Below are 18,762 nucleotides of genomic sequence, written 5' to 3'. Positions count from 1 at the left end.
GGGGACGACGCGCGTCGCACCGTGCCGTGTCAGCGGCGGACCCCGTGGTCCGCCCGGTCGCCTCGCGTATCACCGGCGTGGTCGCGGACCAGCTTCCCGGGTCCTGGCGGTCATCGACGTGCTGGCGCGGCGGCAGCGGACGTACGCCGACCATCGCGCCTGGGCGCACAACCGGTACGACGCACGTTCCTCGGGTATGCCGGTCGGCCAGGAACAGTGGTCGAGGGTCAGCGGCATCGTGGTCAGTTTCGATCTGCCGACCGTTGTCGGCACGGCCACTGGTTCGCTTGGATCACCGGGCGGACACCGGGCAAAGGCGCGGTGCGCACCGGGGACAACGGCGCCGCCGCGCAAGCGGCCGGGCGCGACATTCCCTGGCGCGGACGAATAACGAAGAGCCCTGGTATGGATGATCCGAGCAACTTCCCGTCACCATACCGCTCACCATACCGCCGGCCCGGGAAAGAGTTGACGGTACTCACCAAACCTACACCGCCGATCCATCCGTAACAACCATTAGGAACCCGTAAATGGTCGCCGAAGTTGCGGAACCGGCCGCGACGTGGCACTTCTCGCTTTTTGTCGGATCACATCGCTACTTGATCTTGGAGGCGCGCGCGATCATATCGGAGAGCGCTTTCACAGAGCAACAGTGCAGGTCAGAGGGATTGACGGATGCCGCCACGAGCATCTCCGATCGAGATCGCGGCACCGACCAGCATCGATGCATTTCGGACACGAATGACCTTGAACCGGCAACCGCGAGGCAGGTAGCATCCGTCGGGCGATAGGCGAAATCGCACGACATTCGCGCGGGGAGAACGCATGCAACACGGTCCAACCGAAGGAATTCCTGGGCTTGACGAAGAAGCGATTGACGTATCGATCGAAAGCATTAGAATCGCCGACTCCCCGCGTTTGAAAGGAGTGGACGAGAACCACGTACGGACCCTGGCCGAGCTCGACGAGAAGCTGCCCGCGGTGCTCGTGCACCGGGCGAGCATGACGCTGGTCGACGGCATGCACCGGATCAGCGCCGCCCGCCGCAACGGCCGCGACACCGTCGAGGTGCGGTTCTTCCACGGCACCGAGGCGGAGGCCTTCCAACTCGCGGTGCGGATGAACGTACGGCACGGTCTGCCGCTGTCGCGCACCGACCGGCGCACCGCCGCCGCCCGCATCCTGGCCGCGCACCCGGAGCAGTCGGACCGCTCGATCGCGGCCACCACCGGCCTGTCGGCCCGGACGGTGGCCACCATCCGCCGCCAGACCGCGGCGCGTGCCCAACCGGTCCGGCTCGGCCAGGACGGCCGCTCCCGACCGCTGACGACCGCCGAGGGCCGGAGGCTCGCCGGCGAGGTGATCAAGGCTGATCCGGCCACCCCGCTGCGCAAGGTCGCCGCGCAGGCGGGCGTGTCGGTCGGCACGGCGCGCGACGTCCGGGCCCGGATCCTGGCCGGCACCGACCCGGTGCCGGCCAGGCGGTCGGCCACACCGAGCCGGCCGATGGACGCTCCGGTCAAGCTGGCCCCGCCCGGCCGCGGCTTCCCCGCCCAGTGCCGGGACGCCGCCGACGTCGAGTCGCTGCTGGACGGCCTGCGCCGGGATCCGTCGTTGCGTTACACGGAGGCCGGGCGCAGCATTCTGATGTGGCTCAACAGCGGCATCCCCCGGGTGTCCGGGCTGCCCGAGGTGGTGCACCGGGTGCCCCCGCACTGCGGGATCATCATCGCCCAGATCGCCCGGCAGTGCGCCCAGGTCTGGTCCACGTTGGCCGACGAGATGGACCGGCTCAGCGAGTGCGCCTGACCGGTCATCGGAACGACCCGCCCCCGGTGATGCCGTAGTACCCGGCCAGCGCCGAGGCCAAAGCCGGCATGTCCTCGGTGTCGGCAACCGCGATCCGGGTCATCCCGTCCAGCAGGCCCCCGCTGTGCGGATAGCCGGTGAGATCGGACGCCAGGATGTCGAACCCGTCGAAGTGCGCGCGCAGGTCGGCGTCGCCGCGCCGCGGCAGCAGCAGGAAGTTCGTGCTGGTGTCGGCGACGTCGACGGCGTGCCGGCGGAGGAATTCCAGCAGCGCCGCCTTGTTCCGCCCCAGCCGCCGGGCGCTCTCGAAGAATGCGTCCCGGCGGCGCAGGCAGACCTCGGCCGCCTGCACCGCGACGTGGTTGACGTCCCACGGGCCGCGCATCTTGAGCAGGTCCGCGGAGATCGACGGCGCGGCCAGCACGTACCCCAGGCGTAGGCCGGCCAGCCCGAAGAACTTCGAGAACGAGCGGATCACGATCAGCTGTGGGTGCTCCGACAGCAGGTGCGCGACGGTGCTGCCGCAGTACTCGAAGTACGCCTCGTCGACGATGCACGGGATGCGCAGTTCCGCGGTGCGCTCGATCAGCGTGGTCAGCGTCGCCGCGGGCACGGCAGCGCCCAGCGGGTTGTTCGGGTGGCACAGGACCAACCCGTCCGCCCCGGCCAGGGGGCGCAGCGTCTCGTCCAGCGGGAAGGCGAATTCCTGACCATCGCGCCGGAACAGCGGCGTGACCGTGTCGACCGAGGCCAGGTCGAGGACATGGTAGTAGTACGAGAAGACCGGCGAGGGCACCACGACCGTGTCGCCGGGGCCGAACAACAGTCGCAGGACCAGGTCGATCGCCTGGTCGGCGCCGTTGGTCAGGGTGATCTCCGGCTGCGGCCGGCCGGTGTACTCGGTCAGGCGGTCGAGCAGGTCGTCGTACTCCGGATAGCCGCCGACGAGGAAGTTGTTCGAAGATCCCAGCAGCTCACCCAACTGCTCGTCGAGCGGAGCGCCGTTCTCGTTCAGGTCCAGCCGGATCTTTTTGCACCGACCGGTCGGGGCCGGCCACCGGTGGACCCGATCAACCGCGAGCGCCCGCTTGAGGAACCGGTCAGCCGCCATAGATGACCGACTTCCCCGCCGCGTACATCTCGGCCGTCTCCTCGGCACTGACGTAATTGATCTTGCGGTTCCAGAGACCGGCGACCTGCCCGGCGGTGATGATCCGGGCCACCTCGGCGGCGAGCGTGGTCATCCGGTGGTACGCCTCCGACGCCGACCGCCCCATCGTGGTGACCCCGTGGTTGGGCATCACGATGCAGTTGGTCGCGTCGACGAACGACTCGATCAGCATGACGTCGGACTCGATGTTCACTCTCGGTGCCAGCACCTCGACCGGCCTCTGCAGCACCAGCGCCGCGTCGGCCGAGACGAGCTCGAACGGCAGGTCGTCGAGCACCGAGAAGTACCCGATCACGTGATCGATGTGCACGTGCATCACGCAGTTGACGTCCGGCCGCAGTTGCAGGATCCGACGGTTCATCTGGTGCCCGACGCTGGTCGGCACGGCGCCGTGCACCAGCTCACCGGCGAGATCGGTGACGACTACGTTGGCCGCGGTCATCTCCTCCAATGAGACGCCGCGATGCTTGGTGTAGACGTGCTCGCCCGAGGTCGAACCGGCCGGACCGGCCCGCAGAGCGATGTTGCCGAGCGTGTTGCAGACGTAGCCCCGGTCCACCAGGAAACGGGCGTACCGGAGGAATTCCCGGACCAGATCCTCGTCGGGCCGAAAAGGGGCAGGTGACATCGGGACTCCCTTGAGGCAGGGGCGGCGGGCATGCGGTGGCGCCGGCCGGGTCAGAATCCGGCGGGCTTGCGGAACATCCCGTACATCCGGACCAGCCAGCGCCGGGACTCGCCCTCGGTGAACGGCTTCCGTCCGTGCACGAACCGCCGGTTGTCCCAGAGCAGCAGCTGCCCGCGACGCAGCAGCACCGGCAGTTGCAGATCGGCCCGCTCGGTGGTCCGGTCCCAGGCGTCCAGCGCCGCGGTCGGCGGCTCCTCGCCCCGCCGCCGGTGGCCCTCCACGATGTACCGGCGCAGGTAGCGCAGCTCGCTGCCGTCGATCACCGGCTGGCGGCGCTCCGCAGCGCCCTCCACGCCGGAGTGGAACCACAGCGGCGCGCTGAGCGCGGCGCGGTCGGCCGCCGCCAGTTCGGCCACCACCCGCCGACCGTCCATCAGTAGCGTCTCGCCGCCGGAGTCAGCCGACGAGACACACATCAGGCCAGTGACCTGCGGCGGCTCGGCCAGCTCGGTGCCGTCGGTGTGGTAGCCGCCAGTGGCGTGCGAGGTCGCGTACTGGCTCACGCCGGGCCGGGCCGCCGCAGTGACCCGGATCGAGGAGACCAGCTCGCCGCCGCTGTACTGCTCCATCGGCGTGAACAACACGGTGAACAGGTTCCACGCGGCGCTGATCAGCTGCTCGTCGGACAGATCGGCGCCCGGGACCTCGACCACCACGTAGCCGGGATCCTCGACGAGCGACTTGGCGATCGCGCGCGCCGACGAGGCCAGCTCCGGGCCGACCGCGGTGATCGGCTCGACCGGCCATTGGTGCGGCGGGTGATCCTCGGCGATGACCCGCTCGAGCAGAACGGGGCGCAGGGTCGGGTCGATGGCGAGCGTGTTCAGCGAACTCACGGTCGTTCTGCTCCTTCGATGGCATGGCACTTCAACGGCCGGAATGACGCCCGAAGGACGTCACCGGAATATCGCGTCGGGAATGACATTGCGTCGCTGACCGAGCAGCTGTCAAGGCGTGTGCAAGAACGCTCGACCAGCCCGTTGACAACTCCAGTATTCAACGTATGTCCAGTTCAGTGCCGCCTGCGACGCCCAGCCCTTGACATTTTTTCCGGACCCATTCAAGGTGACGTCAATCCACATCATTCGCCATTCCGGTCACCGGATGTGCACGGCATTACGATTGGACCAGAATGGGTATACCCCATCACTCCCCCGCGCTTACCGGAGCACCGCGGGTCCTGCTCGCCCCGTCCACCTTCCTGACATCGGGACCGGACGGCGCCGACGCCTTCGGCGCGCACGGAATCGAGGCGCGCCGGAACCCGCACGGCCGGACACTGACCGCCGACGAGGTGGTCGAGCTGGCCGCGGACTGCGACGGCATCCTGTCCGGCAACGAGCCACTGACAGCTGAGGTCCTCGCCCGGCTGCCCCGGCTGCGCTGCATCTCCCGCTGCGGGTCGGGCACCGACAACGTGGACCTGGACGCGACTCGGGCGCGGGGCATCGAGGTGTACCGCACCCCGGACGCCCCGGTCCAGGCCGTCGCGGAACTCACCGTCGGACTGATCATCACTCTGCTGCGTCGGGTCCACGAGCTCAACGCCGCGGTGCACGCCGGGGGCTGGCCGCGCCTGCTGGGCCGCTCGCTGGCTGGCCGCACGGTCGGCATCGTCGGGCTCGGCCGGATCGGGCAGGCCGTCGCCCACCTGCTGACCCCGTTCGGCTGCCGGCTGGTGGCCAGCGACCCGAGCCCGGCCAGCGCGGCCTGGGGACGCGCGCACGACGTGACCATGCTGCTTTTCGACGAGCTGCTCGGCAGCGCCGAGATCGTGCTGCTGCACGCGCCGTCGGCCGATCGTCCACTGCTGGGCGAGCCCGAGCTGAGGCTGATGCCGGCCGGGGCGCTGCTGGTGAACACCTCGCGCGGCTCGCTGATCGACGAGAGCGCGCTGCACGCCGCCCTGTCCGACGGGCGCTTGGCCGGGGCCGCCCTGGACGTGTACCACCAGGAGCCGTACCAGGGCCCACTGGCCGCATTGCCGAACGCGGTGCTCACCCCGCACATCGGCTCCTACACCGCGGAAACCCGGACCGCCATGGAACGCGAGGCCGTGGCGCACCTGATCGAAGGGCTCGGACACCGATGAACCAGCCGCTGCGCGTCGCCATCGTCGGGCTGGGATCGGCCGGCCGCCGCCGGGCCGCCGCCGTGCGCGCCCTGCCCGAGCACTACGAACTGGCGGCGGTCTGCGACCCTCGGGGCGTCGAGGCGCCGGACCGCGTACCGGTGCACACCGACCACCGCCGAATGCTGGCCACCGAGCCGGACCTGGACGTTGTGCTGGTCTGCACCACCAACGACGTGACCGCCCAGGTGGTGAGGGAGGCGCTGGGCGCCGGCAAGCACGTGTTCTGCGAGAAACCGGCCGGTCGATCGACGGCCGAGACCGAGGACATGGCCGCGGTCGCCCGTACCGCGCCGGGCCGGCTCGCATTCGGCTTCAACCACCGACACCACGGGTCGGTCCGCCAGGCGTTGGGCCTGGCCCGAGGTGGCGAGCTGGGCCGGCTGCTGTTCGCCCGGGGCGTATACGGCAAGTCCGGGATGACCGGCTGGCGCGCCGACCCGGCCGTCGCCGGCGGGGGCATCTTCCTGGACCAGGGCATCCACCTGCTCGACCTGGTCCGGCGCTTCTGCGGCGAGTTCACCGAGGTGCAGGCGATGGCCGGCGTCCCGCTGTGGGCGGCGACCGCCGACGACAACGTCTTCGCCCTGCTGCGCACCGCAGGCGGCGCGGTCGCCTCGGTGCACTCCTCGGCGACCCAGTGGCGGCACACCTTCCAGCTCGAACTGGCCTTCAGCGAGGGCAGTCTGCTGCTGGACGGGCTGGTCACCGGGTCCCGGTCGTACCGGGCGGCGGACGGCGCCGCCGAGACTCTGACCGTACGCCGCGGCCGGGACACGACCGGCCCGGTTACCCGCCACACCTTCGAGACCGACGATTCCTGGGAACGTGAGCTGGCCGCCTTCGCCCGGTTCGTCACCGACGGCGACGACGACGGCCTGTGCGGCATCGACGACGCCCTCGACATGATGCGGCTGGTCGACCGGGTCTACTACGCCGCACTGGGCGGCACCGACTGGCCCGGCGCCGCGGACCGGCAGATCGACGCGGTCGCCCGCTACCGGTCCCGGCTGGGCCGGCTGGTGGCCACCGCGGAGTGGGACCGGCTGGTCGAACTGGGCCGGCTGTGCCTGGCCGCACACGACCGGGGCCGGACGATCTGGATCGCCGGAAACGGGGGCAGCGCCGCGACCGCCGGGCACTGGGCCACCGACCTGCGCAACACCTTCCAAGGCGGCCGCGGGCTGCGGGCGATGGCGCTCGGCCAGAACATCTCGCTGATTACCGCGGCCGCCAACGACCGCGGGTACGAGGGCGTCTTCACCGAGGAGATCCGCGACGCGCTGCACCCTGGCGACGTGGTCGTGGCGATCTCGGCCAGCGGCAACTCGCCCAACATCCTGCGGCTGCTGGAACACGCCGCCGAGCACGGCGCCCACACTGTCGCGGTCACCGGTTTCGACGGCGGCCGGGCCGCCAAGATCGCGCACTTGAGCGTCAACACCCCGAGCGACATCGACGACTACGGACCGGTGGAGGACCTGCACATGGCACTGGGGCACGCGTTGAAGGAACACATCACCGAACTGGCCGCGCGGCGGGCCGGTGGCAGGACGGTGACGGCGTGACCGCATACCGGACCTTCGAGGTCGCCTCGGCCCTCGGTGACTACGCCGTTTCCGTACACCCGTCGCTGCTGACCTCCGCCGAAGCCGCCCGGCCGTACCTTGCCGAGCTGGCCGGAGACTACGTCGTGGTGGCCGACTCCAGGATCGCCGAGCTGTGCTCGGACAGCCCCTGGTTCGCCGACAAGAGCAAGGTCATCCCGTTCGTCGCGACCGAGGCCACCAAGACGCTGGATGGCGTGCAAGAGTTGTACCGGGCGTTCACCGACCTCAAGGTCCGCCGCAGCACCACCGTGGTCGTCGTGGGCGGTGGCGTCACCCAGGACACCGCCGGATTCGCCTGCCAGACCTTCCTGCGCGGCCTCAAGTGGTGGCATCTGCCCACCACGCTGCTGGCCCAGGCCGACAGCAGCATTGGCGCCAAGATCTGCCTGAACTTCTCCACCAGCAAGAACATCCTCGGCCTGTTCGGCCGGGCCGACCGCGTCCTGATCGACCCGCAGGCGGTCGGCTCGCTCCCCCGCAACCAGCGGGCCAGCGGCTGCGCGGAACTGCTGAAGGTCTTCGTGATGCGCGGCGCGGACGCCTTCACCGCCTACGCCGCCGACCTGGATGCGCTACTGGACGCCGAGTCGGACGCCTGCACCCGGCAGATCACCGCCGGGCTGCTGGTCAAGAAGGGGTACATCGAGGAGGACGAGTTCGACCGGGGCAAGCGGCAGCTGCTCAATTACGGCCACGAGTTCGGCCACGCCCTGGAGGCCACCACCCACTTCCAGGTCCCACACGGGCTGGCCGTGGCGATCGGCATCAGTTTCGCCAATCGGCTGTCGCAGCATCGGGGCCGAGCCTCCGCCGACTTTGTCGCCCCCGTCGACGAGGTGGTGTACCGACTGGTCCGCGACCTGCCGACCCCCCAGGTGCGTTGGGCCGACCTGCTGCACCACCTCGGTCAGGACAAGAAAAAGCAGGTCGGCAAGTACCTGACCGTCGTCGTCGCGCACGGTTTCGGCGATCTGGAGAAGCTCACCGACGTCACCCCCGGGGAGGCCGCCGAGGTCGCCGCCGGGCTCGACCGGATCGACCTGTCGGCATGACCACGGGCCACTGGGACTCGCTCCCGCTCTTCGCCCACGTGGACGGCGCCGAGTACGGCGACGGGCTGACGGACGCGCAGGCCGAGTTCCTGGCTCACGAGCACCGGATCGTCGTGCTCGGCAAATGGGTCGGCCGCACCCGGCACGGCAGCACCGAGGCCGGCAACGCGATCGCCCTGCGCCGGCTCAAGGAGATCAACCCGGACCTGCGTGTCCACTGCTTCTGGGCGGTCAACGATCAGTTCTCGGCCTTCCACGCCGCGGCCGCGGTCGCCCGGGTGCCGCAGGACTACATCGTCCGGCACCCGGACGGCGGCGAATACCTGAGCATGCCGCACCACCAGGACATCTTCGCCTGGGACACCAGCCATCCGGAGCTGCGGAAATGGTGGGTGACGACGATCGTCGACCGGGTGCTCGAGGAGGGCTGGGACGGCGTCCACGTCGACGGCATCAAGCAGTACGTGATGCGCAGACATGTGAAGGCCGCCGCCCTCGGTCACGAGGTCGCCGCCGCGCTCGCCGCCGGCGTCGACATCCTGCTGGCCGACCTGCGCGCGGCCCTGCCCGACCGGCCCATCCTGTACAACGGCATCAAGAGCTCACCCTGGTGGCCCGACGGCGGCCGGCGCTACCTGGATGCCGGCCTGGCCGACGGGGTACTGCTGGAATCCTTCGGTTGCGGGGCGGCTCCGTCCGCGGAGCCGGCCTGGATGCTCGCTGACCTGGATCTGGTCTCCGCCTTGGACCGGCGGAACAAGGTGGTGGTCTTCGGCTCCAAGCCGGACGCGCGCCCGGACCCGGCCGAGGCGCTCAGGTTCAGCCTCGCCTGCTTCCTGTGCAGCGCCGGGAGCAACAGCTACTTACGCTTTCCGTTGCCGGGGCTGGGCCGCGAGACGTTCGCCCCGTACCTGCGACCGATCGGCGCCCCGCGCGGTCCGGCGGAACGGCTCGACGGCGGCTTGCGCCTGCGCCGTGACTTCGAGCGGGTGTCGGTGGAGGTCGACCTCGACACCGGTGCGGCCCGCTTCGATTGGGCGGCCGGTTGACCGGCGGGTTCGCCTGCCCAGGGTCAGGTGGAGCGTCGGTCCGGGCCAGTGCCGGCGCAGGCTCTCGAGGAAGGCGAGGAACTCGGCCGAGCGTCTCCGGGTCCGGATCCGGCTGTCCCGCTGAGCGCGCCGGACGGCAGCGCCCATCGGGCATCGGCGGCCCGCTAGTGACCCGCCCCCCGATACCGGATGATCCCGATGCGCCAGACCAGTGCGGTCACCGCCACCCCGGCGCCCGCCGCCGCGATCGGGGTCACGACCCACCAGGCCGGCGCGCCCGGTTTATCCAGGACGACGCTGGTGGGGAGATAGGTGACCAGGGCGTACGGAAGGATCAGGGTGAGCACCGCCCGGATGCCGCCGGGATAGACGTTCAGCGGAAATCGCGAGAAGTCGCGCATGCTCATGACGATGGTGGGCACCGCGCTCTGGGCCGCCGGCTCCCAGAAGACGATCAGATTTGCCAGCAGGGCGAGGGCGCCGCACAGGACCGCGCCGCACAGGACCGCAAGGACGATCACCGGGAGTGCCCACCAGCGGGTGGGGGCCGATGTGTGGGTGAGGCCGGCGGTCAGCATCAGGATTCCGGTGCCGAGGCTGCCCAGGCCGTGAATCGAGGCCAGCGAGCCGATCTGCTGCAGGACCGGGGCCAGGGGCCGGACCAGGACCCGGTCGAACGAGCCGTCGCTGACCGCTGCGCGCAGCGTCCACATGCCGTCGGCGAACAGTTCGGTCAGGCCGACCGCGGAGGTGGTGATGCCGCCGAGGATCAACACCTCCCAGGCGGTCCAGCCGCCCAGCCGGTCGACGTGCGAGAAGTAGCTGAGCAGGAAGACCAGGGCGGACGCCTGGGTGAGGATAGCGCCGGCGACGCCGATCCAGAAGTCGCCGCGATAGATCAACGCGGAGCGGAGCTGGGCGAGTTGCAGCCGCAGGACGATGCGGATGGCGTGCACCGGTCAGCCTCCCTGGATCTCGGCCACATCGAAGGCGCGGCGCCAGGCCACGTTGGCCAGCAGCAGGAGAGCGGCGACCCAGCCTGCCTGCAGAGCGAGCAGCCCGAGAGCGGTGGGCGGGTCGGCTTTGCCCAGGTAGAGGGTGAGCGGGGTGGCGACGATGCCGCGCAGCGGCAGGATTGCGGCGAGCGTACGCAACCAGTCGGGCATCAGTGCGAGCGGCACGATCGTGCCGCTGAACACCTGAATCACCGCCTGCTGGGCCCACATCAGGCCGAGCCCGGACAGTGTCCAGAAAGCGAGCAGCGAGACCAGGAAGACAAAAAGCGCTTTGGTCAGTACGCCCAGCAGCAGCGACACCGCGAACAGGAGCGCATCGGCCGGCGACGCCGGTGCGGCGATGTGCAGGAAGGCGAACCCGACCAGCAGGCACATCGCCAGGCTGACCAAGCCTTCGACCAGGCAGTATCCGCAGGCCCGGAATAGCTGGGCGAAGCAGTAGTTGAGCGGGCGGACGTAGTCGAAGACCACGTCACCGGTCCGGACGGTGGCCATCATCAGGGAGCCGACCCGCCAGCCGACCAGCGCGTTGATCCCGAACGCCAGCACTACGTAGGTGCGCATCTCCGGCCAGGTGTATCCGGCGGTCAGCGGGGCGCGGGCGTAGGCCGCCCGCCACAGGAAGTACAGGATCAGCACCCAGAGGAAGGCCACCCCGATCCCGATGATCGTGGAGACCCGGTACGCGACGGCGTCCTGGAGGCTGACCTGTGCGATCGACAGGTATCGGGGCCAGGGACGGGTGCGCTGCCCGGCCGAAGGGGTCGTGGTCGTCACGCCGGTTCCTCGGTGGAGTACTCCAGGTCGCCGGAGTACAGGCGGCGGATCACGTCCTCGGCCGCGCCCTCGTCGACCGCGAGGTCGGAGATCCGGAACTGGTCGACGATGCCGGCGACGACCGTGCCGCAGGTGGCCACCCGGTTGTCGAACCACACCCGCAGCGTCGTGCCGTCCGGTCGGTCGGTCCGGGTGACGCCGGGGATCTGCGCGACCGCCAGCTCCGGGTGCCCGTCGAGCGGGACTGCCGAGCTCGCGGTGATCTTGGTTTCCCACGCGAACCGCCGGCTGAGCTCGGCATAGCGGCCGTCGTAGACCACCCGGCCGGCGTCGAGCATCACCAGGCGCGGGCACAGCTGCTCGATGTCCCCCACGTCGTGCGAGGTGAGCATCAACGTGAGGCCGCGTTCGCGGACCATTCGCCCTACCAGTTCGCGCAGCTTGGCCTTGACGGCGACGTCCAGGCCGATGGTCGGCTCGTCCAGGAACAGCACGCGTGGCGAATGGATCAGCGCGGCGGCCAGGTCGCAACGCATGCGCTGGCCCAGTGACAGCTGCCGGACCGGGACCGGCAGCAACGGCGCCAGGTCGAGCACGTCCACCATCTCGGTCAGGTTGCGCTGGTACTCGGTGGCCGGGACCGAGTAGATGTCGCCGAGCAGCCGCAGCGACTCGATCACCGGGATGTCCCACCACAGCTGGGTACGCTGGCCGAAGACTACCGAGATGTTGGCGGCGTTGCGCTGCCGGTTGCGGTGTGGCTGGAGCCCGCACACCTCGACCCGGCCGGCCGACGGGATCAGGATGCCGCACAGCAGCTTGATGGTGGTCGACTTGCCGGCGCCGTTCGGGCCGACGTAGGCGACCGACTCGCCCGGCTCGATCGACAGGTTGACGTCGGCGACCGCGGTGGCCCAGGTGTACTCCGGATGGACCAGGTGCTTGAGCGAGCCGGCCAGGCCTGGGCGTTTGACCGGCCGCCGGAAGCGCATGGTCAGCCCCTCGGCGGTGATCACCGCGGACACGTCCCCTCAAGTCCGCCTATCCGGGCGGTGACCTCGGCGGTGCGGCGGCGGAACTCGCCCAGCAGGTCCGGCGGGAGCACCCGCAGCCGGTCGGTGCGGCTGCGTAGGAACGTCCGGGTGCTGGCGGCCAGGGCGCGCCGGGCGCCGGCCGAGTCGTGTTCGGGGTGCGCCGCCAGGTACGCCAGGATCCGCTCGAACTGGTCGAACACCTCCAGGTGTCGCGGGCCCGGGAGGCGGCTGACGCTGGTAGTCCGGCAGCGGCGGTAGCGCACCCCGATCCGCTCCGACACGGCCATCCGGCCAGCTGCCAGCAGCGCCGGGATCGACCACGCGAAATCCTCGTAGTAGCCGGGCGGGAAGGTCAGATCGGCGGCGGCGACGAAATCCCGGCGGTATGCCTTGTTCCAGCACACCCAGGACGAGCACAGCACCTCGGGGCGCTCGGCCCGGCTCACCCGGCGTGGGCCGCCCGGCGCGATGACCCGGCCCAGCCGCATGTGCCGAGTCAGACCGCACGGCCGGCGCTCCTCGTAGTGGAACAGCAGCAGGTCCGGGTCGCCGGTGGCGGCCAGGTCGGCGTCCAGGCCGGCCAGGACGTCATCATCCCGGAAGGCGTCGTCGGCGTCCAGGAACACCAGGTACTCCCCGCGCGCTTGGGCGATCGCCAGGTTGCGGGCCGGACCGACGCCCTGGCTGCGGGACAGGTGCAGGACGGTGACCCGGGGGTCTTCGACGGCGTGCCGGTCAAGGATCGGCCCGCTGTGGTCCGGGGAAGCGTCGTCGACGGCGATGATCTCCAACGGTACGCCGGCCTGTCGCCGTATCGACCGCAGGCATTCATCGACGAACTCCCCGGCCGACCGTACCGGCACGACCACGCTGAACCGGATCACCGCGGGACCGGTTCGTACAGCGCTTCGGTCAGCAGCCGGAGGGTTTCCGGCACCGCGCCGGCAACGCTGGTCACGACCACCGCGGATGGGCGCAGGCGGACGACCTCGAGCAGGTTGTCGTACATGGCGCCGAGCACGCTGGCCCCGCCACCCAGCTCGATCAGCCGGTGGTGGTGCTTGATCCACGGGTCGTCGCTGTCCATCGCGCGGTGGTTGAACCGCTCGATCGCGTGGTCGCGTTCGTCGAGCAGGACGACCTCGCGGAAATCGGCGCCGTGCTCGGCGGCCAACCGCTCGAAGCCGGTGATCTCCTCGACCTTGGCGAAGTACTGCGGCAGGACGACGTCGTGCCCGCCGGCCAGGTGGGTCGCCGCCATCGCCCGGACCAGCGACCAGACCACCGGCCAGGTGTCGGTCTCCTCATCCTGCCATCCGCCGACCAGGTGGTGCAGGGTGTCGACGTCGAGGTTCAGCGTGCCGGGATGCCGGTCGGCGTAGAGCGCTGACAGAGTGGACTTGCCGATGCCCGGCGGGCCGTTGAGATGGACGAGTTGCGCCATTCCGTCACCTTATCGATTCAGGGCCGGGGCCACTGCTGACCACGGGTGCGGGAGTCAATGCGCGCTCACCAGACCGGCGTCGAGCCAGCTCGCGATGTCGCCGGGGCCGATGCCGTCGCGCCGCAGCAGCGCGCCGACCTCGGTGCCGGACCCGATGTCCGGCAGGCACTCGAGGAACTTCTCGTCGGTGCAGTAACCGGTGAAGTCGTGGTAGAAGCCGCTGGCCAGGGTGGCGGCCCAAGGCGGCACGCGCAACACGGATCCGGCATGGACCGGGTCCGCGTCCGAGAAGCCGACCCGCGGCTGCGGCTCGCAGTCCAGGATGGCCTGTTCGTATCCGCGCAGCATGGCGTTGTGCGAGTACCGGTCGGCCAGGTACCGGGCCACCTCGGGCGGGACCCGTTCGGCCCGTGCGACGACGTCGGCGACGTGATCGGCGACGTCGTCGTCCCGGCCCGGGTCGACCTTGCGGACCAGGCCCTCCGGGACCGACGTCCGGTGCGCGCCGGCCCGCGCGATGATCGCCGGCGTGCCCGACATCATCGACTCGACATGCACGTTGCCGAATGCCTCGGGATAGCGCCCGACGCACAGAGTGGCGGCGCCCAGCGAGTAGTACTGCGCCATCTCGGCGACCCGGATCCACCGGTGCACGTGCAGTTTGCCGGCCACGCCCAGCTCGCTGGCGTAGGCCACGACCTCGGGCGGCAGCGGCGGGACGATCGGCGCATCCACCCCGAACCGGGGCGCCTCCCAGGCCGGGATGAGCAGGCGCACCCGGGCGTACACGTCCGGCGCCAGCAGCGACCGGAGCCGGTGCACGACCCGGACCGCGGCCAGGATGCCCTTGTCGGCTATCGGCCGGTGGGGATAGAGCAGGCACACGCTGTCGGTCGGCAGGCCCAGATCGGCGCGCAGCCGGGCCGGGTCGCGAGGTGAGAAGTCCGCCGGACGGAAACCGTTGGGGATCACGCGCAGCGAGCCGTCCGGGATCCGGCGGACCCGGTCGAGCGCGGCGCGCAGGCTTCCGGCGATGTATTCGGAGACCGCGACCAGGCGGTCCCCCGTGAAGTTGAGGACGCTCGTGACGCTTTCGGTGGCGCAGAAGTCGTGGATGCTGTGGATCGACGGGCCGGCGCCGCCGAGCCCGAAGTAGGGCAGGTTGCCGCCGTGCACGTAAAAGCGGTCACTGCGCCCCAGCGTTTCCCGGATGCGTTCGATCGCGGACGCGTGCGAGATCGGGTCGGCCATCAGTGAGCCCGAGTCGGTGGCGGTCAGCAACGGCCGTACCGGCTCCACCCGGATGCCCGGGAACAGCTCGAACGGCTCGGACCGGCCCACCGTGGCCGGATGGTGCACGGTGGCGCGTACCCCCAACTCGGCGAAGTGCCGCAGGATGTGCACCAGCACCGCGTTGGACCCGTCCAGCACCTGGTCCGGCGGTGTGAGCGGGCGCAGTTGGAAGACCGCGAGAGCGAGACCACGGTACGACGGTCGGGACGGCACGGTCATCGCGTCCCCAGCCTTTCCCGGATGCTCTGCTGGGCCACCCGGTGCGCCGGGCTGAACGTGCCCGGGTCGGCCTGCCGCATCAGCTTGTCGACCCGGGCCACGACCTCGTCCGAGGCGATCGCCATGGTGACGTCGAGCAGCCGCCGGGCGGTCCGGTCGAGCAGTTCCCGCACGGCCGGCTCGGGAGTGCTCGCGTCCAGGCGGGCCTCGTGCAACTGGGCGATCTGCTCGTCCATCGCCGAGCCCTTCTCGGTGGCCACCGCCACCACGTCGACCCCGGGCACGCCGGCGTCCAGCAGGGAGCGGCCCTCGACCGCGTTGAGCAGTGGGCTGATGTCGCCGGACAGAGCCGGGTCGTACAGGCCGGGACAGGCGCCCTGCTCGTATCCGGGCTGTTCTCCGACAATGTGGATCGCCGGCGGGTTGCCGAACTCGCCGAGCACGCCCTCGGCGATGTCACGCAGCCGGAACGGCCATTCGAGGTCCTGGATCGCACAGAGCGCCGGTTGCCCGCTGCGTGCCGCCAGCAGGCAGCCGAGCAGCAGTTCGGCGGCCTCGCCGGCGCTTTGGGCGTAGAACAGCGCGGACGGATCGTGCAGCCGCAGCGCCTGGCCCGACCGGCACCAGTCCCGGAACTTCTGCAGGACGATGGCGTTGTCGACCACGTGCGTGAAGCGGGCGACGGTCACCGCGGGGCGGTGCCCGGTTCCGGCCGAGACGACCAGCCACTCGGCGATCTTCTTGCTGGCCGCGTACACGTCCCGGGTGTAGAACCGCATTGCCTTGCCGGTCGACGCGTACACCAGGTCCTCCACGTCGAAGGCCAAGCTCTGCTCGATGACGTTGGCGGTACCGATGACGTTGGTGGTCACGGTCTGGGCGACCAGGCTCTCGGCCAGCCCCGGATCACGCTGGGCGGCCAGGTGGACGACCACGTCGGGCCGGCTGCGCCGGAACAGCGCGCGCAGGGCGGTGGTGTCCCGGATGTCGACGTGGTGGTACTCAACGCCGGGGAGCGGCTCGGCCGGCTCGTCCACGCCGATGCCGACCAGCCGGGCCGGCCGCAACGGCGAGAGCTGCCGTAGCAGCGCCGTGCCCACGCATCCGGTGGCCCCGGTGACCAGCACCGAGCGGTTCGCGATCCGTTCCATCAGCCGCGCGGGCGGCAGCGACAGCCGGCGGTCGCGGATGCCCAGATACCTGGCGTACTCCGTCGCCTGGCCCACTGGCTCACTCTCCTTAGCAGTGTGGTCGTCCGCCTGCGTGTCGGGCGCGGGACTCACCGGCTCCGGGTCGCCGCGAACACTGTCGTGACGTACTGGATGGTGAAACCGGGGCCGAGCGCGTGCAGGGCGGTCCGGAGCGTGGACAGCACCTCGGCCAGCTCGGCGGCGGGCAGCAGGGTGTGCCCGTCGCTGGTCGGGAGCAAGTCCAGCCAGTCGTCGTTGTCGACGTGCTGCTCCCAGGTGACGCTCCACCGGTCCGGCTCGCCGAACCGACCGGTCTGCCGGATGCCGTCGACGGTGCCGGCGGTCTGCACGGTGTACGTGTCGGCTGCGGACCGGGTCACCGCGTCGGCAGCGAACGTGCCGGGCAGCAGCCGCCGGTAGACGCCGGCGACGGCGTCGGCCACAGCCGGCGGGATCTGGCCGTCGTTGCGGATCACGGCCAGCAGGCCGCCGGGCCGCAGCACCCTGGCGGCCTTGTCGGCGCCGGCCACCGGGTCCACCCAGTGCCAGCTCTGCCCCGCGACGACGATGTCGAAATCCCGGCCAGCCGGCTCCCAGGTCTCGAACGTGGCCACTTCGACGTCGGTGCCGTGCCGGCGGGCGAACCCGGCCATCCGCGCATCCGGCTCGACCCCGAGCACGGTCGCTCCGGCCGCCTGCAGCTGTCGCGCCGCGATCCCGGTGCCGCAGCCGACGTCGAGGACATCGCGACCGGGGCCGGCGTTCAGGATCCGCTCGAACAGTGCGTCCGGGTAACGCGGGCGGCTGCGGTCGTACCGTTCCGCGTCCACGCCGAACGACTCGGCCATCTCCCGGGCGCGGTGCGGTTCGCGCGCTGACAACGAGGCAGCAGACATCAGGGGCGATTCCATTCGGGTCGGGGGGCGGACGGGTTCACAGCAACCGGTCGACGAACGAGACGGCGGAGGTCGCGACGGGATTCCGGGCGGCCTCGACGACCAGCGCCTCCATCGCGCTCAGCAGCCGTTCCGGCGCCGACACCGGCAGGTACCACCGGTCGGTGACCAGCGTCCAGTGCGCCTCGCCCGCCTCGTGGCTGACCTCGGCCTTGAACTGGTGGGTGTTGAAGCTCAGCGGCTGGCAGCCGGTGATCGTCGGGTCCGGCCCCACCGCCTCGCCTCCGGCCGGCTCCAACGGCTGCGGGAACCGGTGGAACCGGCTGTTGTGATAGCCGTCGAACAGGTCGGCGTCGACCACCGCGTCGACGTCGGAGGTGGAGTAGTGACCCATCGCGTAGCTGCGTACACCGGCGCTCGCGGTGTGCAGCACCACCTGGCGGAACGAGTGCGCGGCGACCTCGACGGCGGAGACCGAGGCCTGGGCGAGCCGGCCGAGGCACTCCGCCTCGGTGCGGGTCGCCCGGTTGGAGGTCATGTTGTGCATGACCGCGACCGGACGACCGGACAACGCCGCGATCAGGACCGCGGACGTGGCGTGGTGCACGGCGGAGACGCTGACGCCGAGATCGCGGGCCAGTTGCCCGGCGGCCGAGGCCATCCGGGCCGAGCGGAGGACCGCGCCGGTCCACCGGGGGGTGGGCTGCGCCGGGCCTCGTACCGGGAAGTTGGTGGGGTCGTGGCTGTCGACGAACTCGGCCCATCGGGCGACCGCGAGCCGGTTGGCGGCCTGGCCGGTCGGCGAGTTCTCGGCCAGCGCCAGGTCGACCGGGCTGAGCCCGCCGGGCGGCCGCGCCGCCCACCGGCCAGCCAGCCGCCCGGTCAGCTCGTGGCGAACCATCTGCTCGGCCACCCAGTCGACGGCCAGCGGCGAGAGCACGACCAGCACACCGAGCAGCTGGTCGCCGTCGGCGAGAACGACGAACCGGGACGCCACCTCGCGGGCGTGGTCGAACGGGACGTCGGCCAGCTTGTCGGCCAGCTCGGCCGGATCCTCGCCGCCGGTGTCGACGACGCTCAGCGGCAGCTCGCCGCGCCCGGTGACAACCTGGGTGAGCTGCCCGTCCGGGGACAGCGGGTGCAGCGTGCGGAGGGCCTCGTGGGCCGAGACGGTCGCCGACACCACCCGCCCGACGTCCTCGATCCGGAGGCCGCCCGGCACCGGCAGGACGAACCGGATGTTCATCCTGCCCTCGTCCGGCCGGGTCTTCCGCATGGTGCGCCAGATGCCCAGCTGCGACCAGGTGGCGGGGGCCGTCATGTCACGTGTCCCGGTGACGGCGACCCGGATCGGCTCGTGGAGCATTCGGCGATTTCCTTCGG

The 18,762-nt window shown here is 70.7% G+C and carries 17 protein-coding genes; 5 read left to right on the top strand and 12 right to left on the bottom strand.

Going from position 1 to position 18,762, the window contains the following annotated elements; translation table 11 throughout:
* Positions 1 to 927 precede the first annotated feature (927 nt).
* Positions 928 to 1,809, top strand: a complete 882-nt coding sequence (locus tag Asi03nite_RS28770; protein ID WP_239102996.1) for a transcriptional regulator — start codon at positions 928 to 930, stop codon at positions 1,807 to 1,809.
* A 4-nt stretch (positions 1,810 to 1,813) separates the two neighbouring features.
* On the opposite strand, the gene Asi03nite_RS28765 is transcribed toward Asi03nite_RS28770, so the two are convergent.
* From Asi03nite_RS28765 to Asi03nite_RS28755, 3 genes are read right to left on the bottom strand one after another with little or no spacing between them, the layout of a single operon-like run.
* The gene (locus Asi03nite_RS28765; RefSeq protein ID WP_203683612.1) at positions 1,814 to 2,920 is read right to left on the bottom strand and encodes a pyridoxal phosphate-dependent aminotransferase; all 1,107 of its coding nucleotides are present in this window, start codon (positions 2,918 to 2,920) and stop codon (positions 1,814 to 1,816) included.
* Positions 2,910 to 3,608, bottom strand: coding sequence for a class II aldolase/adducin family protein (locus tag Asi03nite_RS28760; protein ID WP_203683611.1), 699 nt, complete (start codon positions 3,606 to 3,608; stop codon positions 2,910 to 2,912). Before Asi03nite_RS28760 ends, Asi03nite_RS28765 begins: the two co-directional genes overlap by 11 nt.
* A gap of 50 nt (positions 3,609 to 3,658) precedes the next feature.
* Entirely contained in the window at positions 3,659 to 4,504 is an 846-nt protein-coding gene (locus Asi03nite_RS28755; RefSeq protein ID WP_203683610.1) for a TauD/TfdA family dioxygenase, read from the bottom strand.
* 296 nt (positions 4,505 to 4,800) lie between these two features.
* On the opposite strand from Asi03nite_RS28755, the gene Asi03nite_RS28750 reads away from it, so the two are divergent.
* The 4 genes from Asi03nite_RS28750 to Asi03nite_RS28735 are packed head-to-tail and all read left to right on the top strand — an operon-like array spanning position 4,801 to position 9,510.
* Complete coding sequence (locus Asi03nite_RS28750; protein WP_203683609.1) at positions 4,801 to 5,760, top strand: phosphoglycerate dehydrogenase; 960 nt, start codon at positions 4,801 to 4,803, stop codon at positions 5,758 to 5,760.
* Positions 5,757 to 7,367: a Gfo/Idh/MocA family protein gene (locus tag Asi03nite_RS28745; protein ID WP_203683608.1), complete on the top strand. Its 1,611-nt coding sequence runs from the start codon at positions 5,757 to 5,759 to the stop codon at positions 7,365 to 7,367. The genes Asi03nite_RS28750 and Asi03nite_RS28745 overlap by 4 nt, the downstream gene beginning before the upstream one ends.
* Entirely contained in the window at positions 7,364 to 8,461 is a 1,098-nt protein-coding gene (locus tag Asi03nite_RS28740; RefSeq protein WP_203683607.1) for a 3-dehydroquinate synthase family protein, read from the top strand. The genes Asi03nite_RS28745 and Asi03nite_RS28740 overlap by 4 nt, the downstream gene beginning before the upstream one ends.
* Positions 8,458 to 9,510, top strand: coding sequence for a putative glycoside hydrolase (locus tag Asi03nite_RS28735; protein ID WP_203683606.1), 1,053 nt, complete (start codon positions 8,458 to 8,460; stop codon positions 9,508 to 9,510). Before Asi03nite_RS28740 ends, Asi03nite_RS28735 begins: the two co-directional genes overlap by 4 nt.
* Before the next feature lie 164 nt (positions 9,511 to 9,674).
* On the opposite strand, the gene Asi03nite_RS28730 is transcribed toward Asi03nite_RS28735, so the two are convergent.
* The 9 genes from Asi03nite_RS28730 to Asi03nite_RS28690 are packed head-to-tail and all read right to left on the bottom strand — an operon-like array spanning position 9,675 to position 18,745.
* Positions 9,675 to 10,466 (bottom strand): ABC transporter permease, encoded by a 792-nt coding sequence (locus Asi03nite_RS28730; protein WP_203683605.1) that lies wholly within the window; start codon positions 10,464 to 10,466, stop codon positions 9,675 to 9,677.
* Positions 10,467 to 10,469: 3 nt separating this feature from the next.
* A complete protein-coding gene (locus tag Asi03nite_RS28725; RefSeq protein ID WP_203683604.1) occupies positions 10,470 to 11,303 on the bottom strand; it encodes an ABC transporter permease in 834 nt (277 codons plus the stop codon).
* On the bottom strand, positions 11,300 to 12,328 hold the full coding sequence (locus Asi03nite_RS28720; RefSeq protein WP_239102995.1) for an ABC transporter ATP-binding protein: 1,029 nt from the start codon (positions 12,326 to 12,328) through the stop codon (positions 11,300 to 11,302). The genes Asi03nite_RS28725 and Asi03nite_RS28720 overlap by 4 nt, the downstream gene beginning before the upstream one ends.
* Complete coding sequence (locus tag Asi03nite_RS28715) at positions 12,316 to 13,221, bottom strand: glycosyltransferase family 2 protein (RefSeq protein ID WP_203683603.1); 906 nt, start codon at positions 13,219 to 13,221, stop codon at positions 12,316 to 12,318. Before Asi03nite_RS28715 ends, Asi03nite_RS28720 begins: the two co-directional genes overlap by 13 nt.
* Entirely contained in the window at positions 13,218 to 13,781 is a 564-nt protein-coding gene (locus tag Asi03nite_RS28710) for an AAA family ATPase (RefSeq protein WP_203683602.1), read from the bottom strand. The genes Asi03nite_RS28715 and Asi03nite_RS28710 overlap by 4 nt, the downstream gene beginning before the upstream one ends.
* A 54-nt stretch (positions 13,782 to 13,835) precedes the next feature.
* Entirely contained in the window at positions 13,836 to 15,293 is a 1,458-nt protein-coding gene (locus tag Asi03nite_RS28705; protein ID WP_203683601.1) for a glycosyltransferase family 4 protein, read from the bottom strand.
* Positions 15,290 to 16,519, bottom strand: coding sequence for a polysaccharide biosynthesis protein (locus tag Asi03nite_RS28700; protein ID WP_203683600.1), 1,230 nt, complete (start codon positions 16,517 to 16,519; stop codon positions 15,290 to 15,292). The genes Asi03nite_RS28705 and Asi03nite_RS28700 overlap by 4 nt, the downstream gene beginning before the upstream one ends.
* 53 nt (positions 16,520 to 16,572) lie before the next feature.
* A complete protein-coding gene (locus Asi03nite_RS28695; RefSeq protein WP_239102994.1) occupies positions 16,573 to 17,364 on the bottom strand; it encodes a class I SAM-dependent methyltransferase in 792 nt (263 codons plus the stop codon).
* A 52-nt stretch (positions 17,365 to 17,416) separates the two neighbouring features.
* Positions 17,417 to 18,745, bottom strand: coding sequence for a condensation domain-containing protein (locus Asi03nite_RS28690; protein ID WP_203683599.1), 1,329 nt, complete (start codon positions 18,743 to 18,745; stop codon positions 17,417 to 17,419).
* Positions 18,746 to 18,762: the final 17 nt, after the last annotated feature.

It is taken from the genome of Actinoplanes siamensis (assembly GCF_016862395.1).
In the GTDB taxonomy this organism is placed as follows: Bacteria; Actinomycetota; Actinomycetes; order Mycobacteriales; family Micromonosporaceae; genus Actinoplanes; species Actinoplanes siamensis.
This window is presented reverse-complemented; position numbering and strand designations above follow the sequence as displayed.

What these genes read in the sequence shown, in the direction of transcription:
- Asi03nite_RS28735 (WP_203683606.1), top strand. Translation starts at nt 8,458, where the DNA reads ATGACCACGGGCCACTGGGACTCGCTCCCGCTCTTCGCCCACGTGGAC.
- Asi03nite_RS28760 (WP_203683611.1), bottom strand. Translation starts at nt 3,608, where the DNA reads ATGTCACCTGCCCCTTTTCGGCCCGACGAGGATCTGGTCCGGGAATTC.
- Asi03nite_RS28750 (WP_203683609.1), top strand. Translation starts at nt 4,801, where the DNA reads ATGGGTATACCCCATCACTCCCCCGCGCTTACCGGAGCACCGCGGGTC.
- Asi03nite_RS28710 (WP_203683602.1), bottom strand. Translation starts at nt 13,781, where the DNA reads ATGGCGCAACTCGTCCATCTCAACGGCCCGCCGGGCATCGGCAAGTCC.
- Asi03nite_RS28690 (WP_203683599.1), bottom strand. Translation starts at nt 18,745, where the DNA reads ATGCTCCACGAGCCGATCCGGGTCGCCGTCACCGGGACACGTGACATG.
- Asi03nite_RS28705 (WP_203683601.1), bottom strand. Translation starts at nt 15,293, where the DNA reads ATGACCGTGCCGTCCCGACCGTCGTACCGTGGTCTCGCTCTCGCGGTC.
- Asi03nite_RS28745 (WP_203683608.1), top strand. Translation starts at nt 5,757, where the DNA reads ATGAACCAGCCGCTGCGCGTCGCCATCGTCGGGCTGGGATCGGCCGGC.
- Asi03nite_RS28765 (WP_203683612.1), bottom strand. Translation starts at nt 2,920, where the DNA reads ATGGCGGCTGACCGGTTCCTCAAGCGGGCGCTCGCGGTTGATCGGGTC.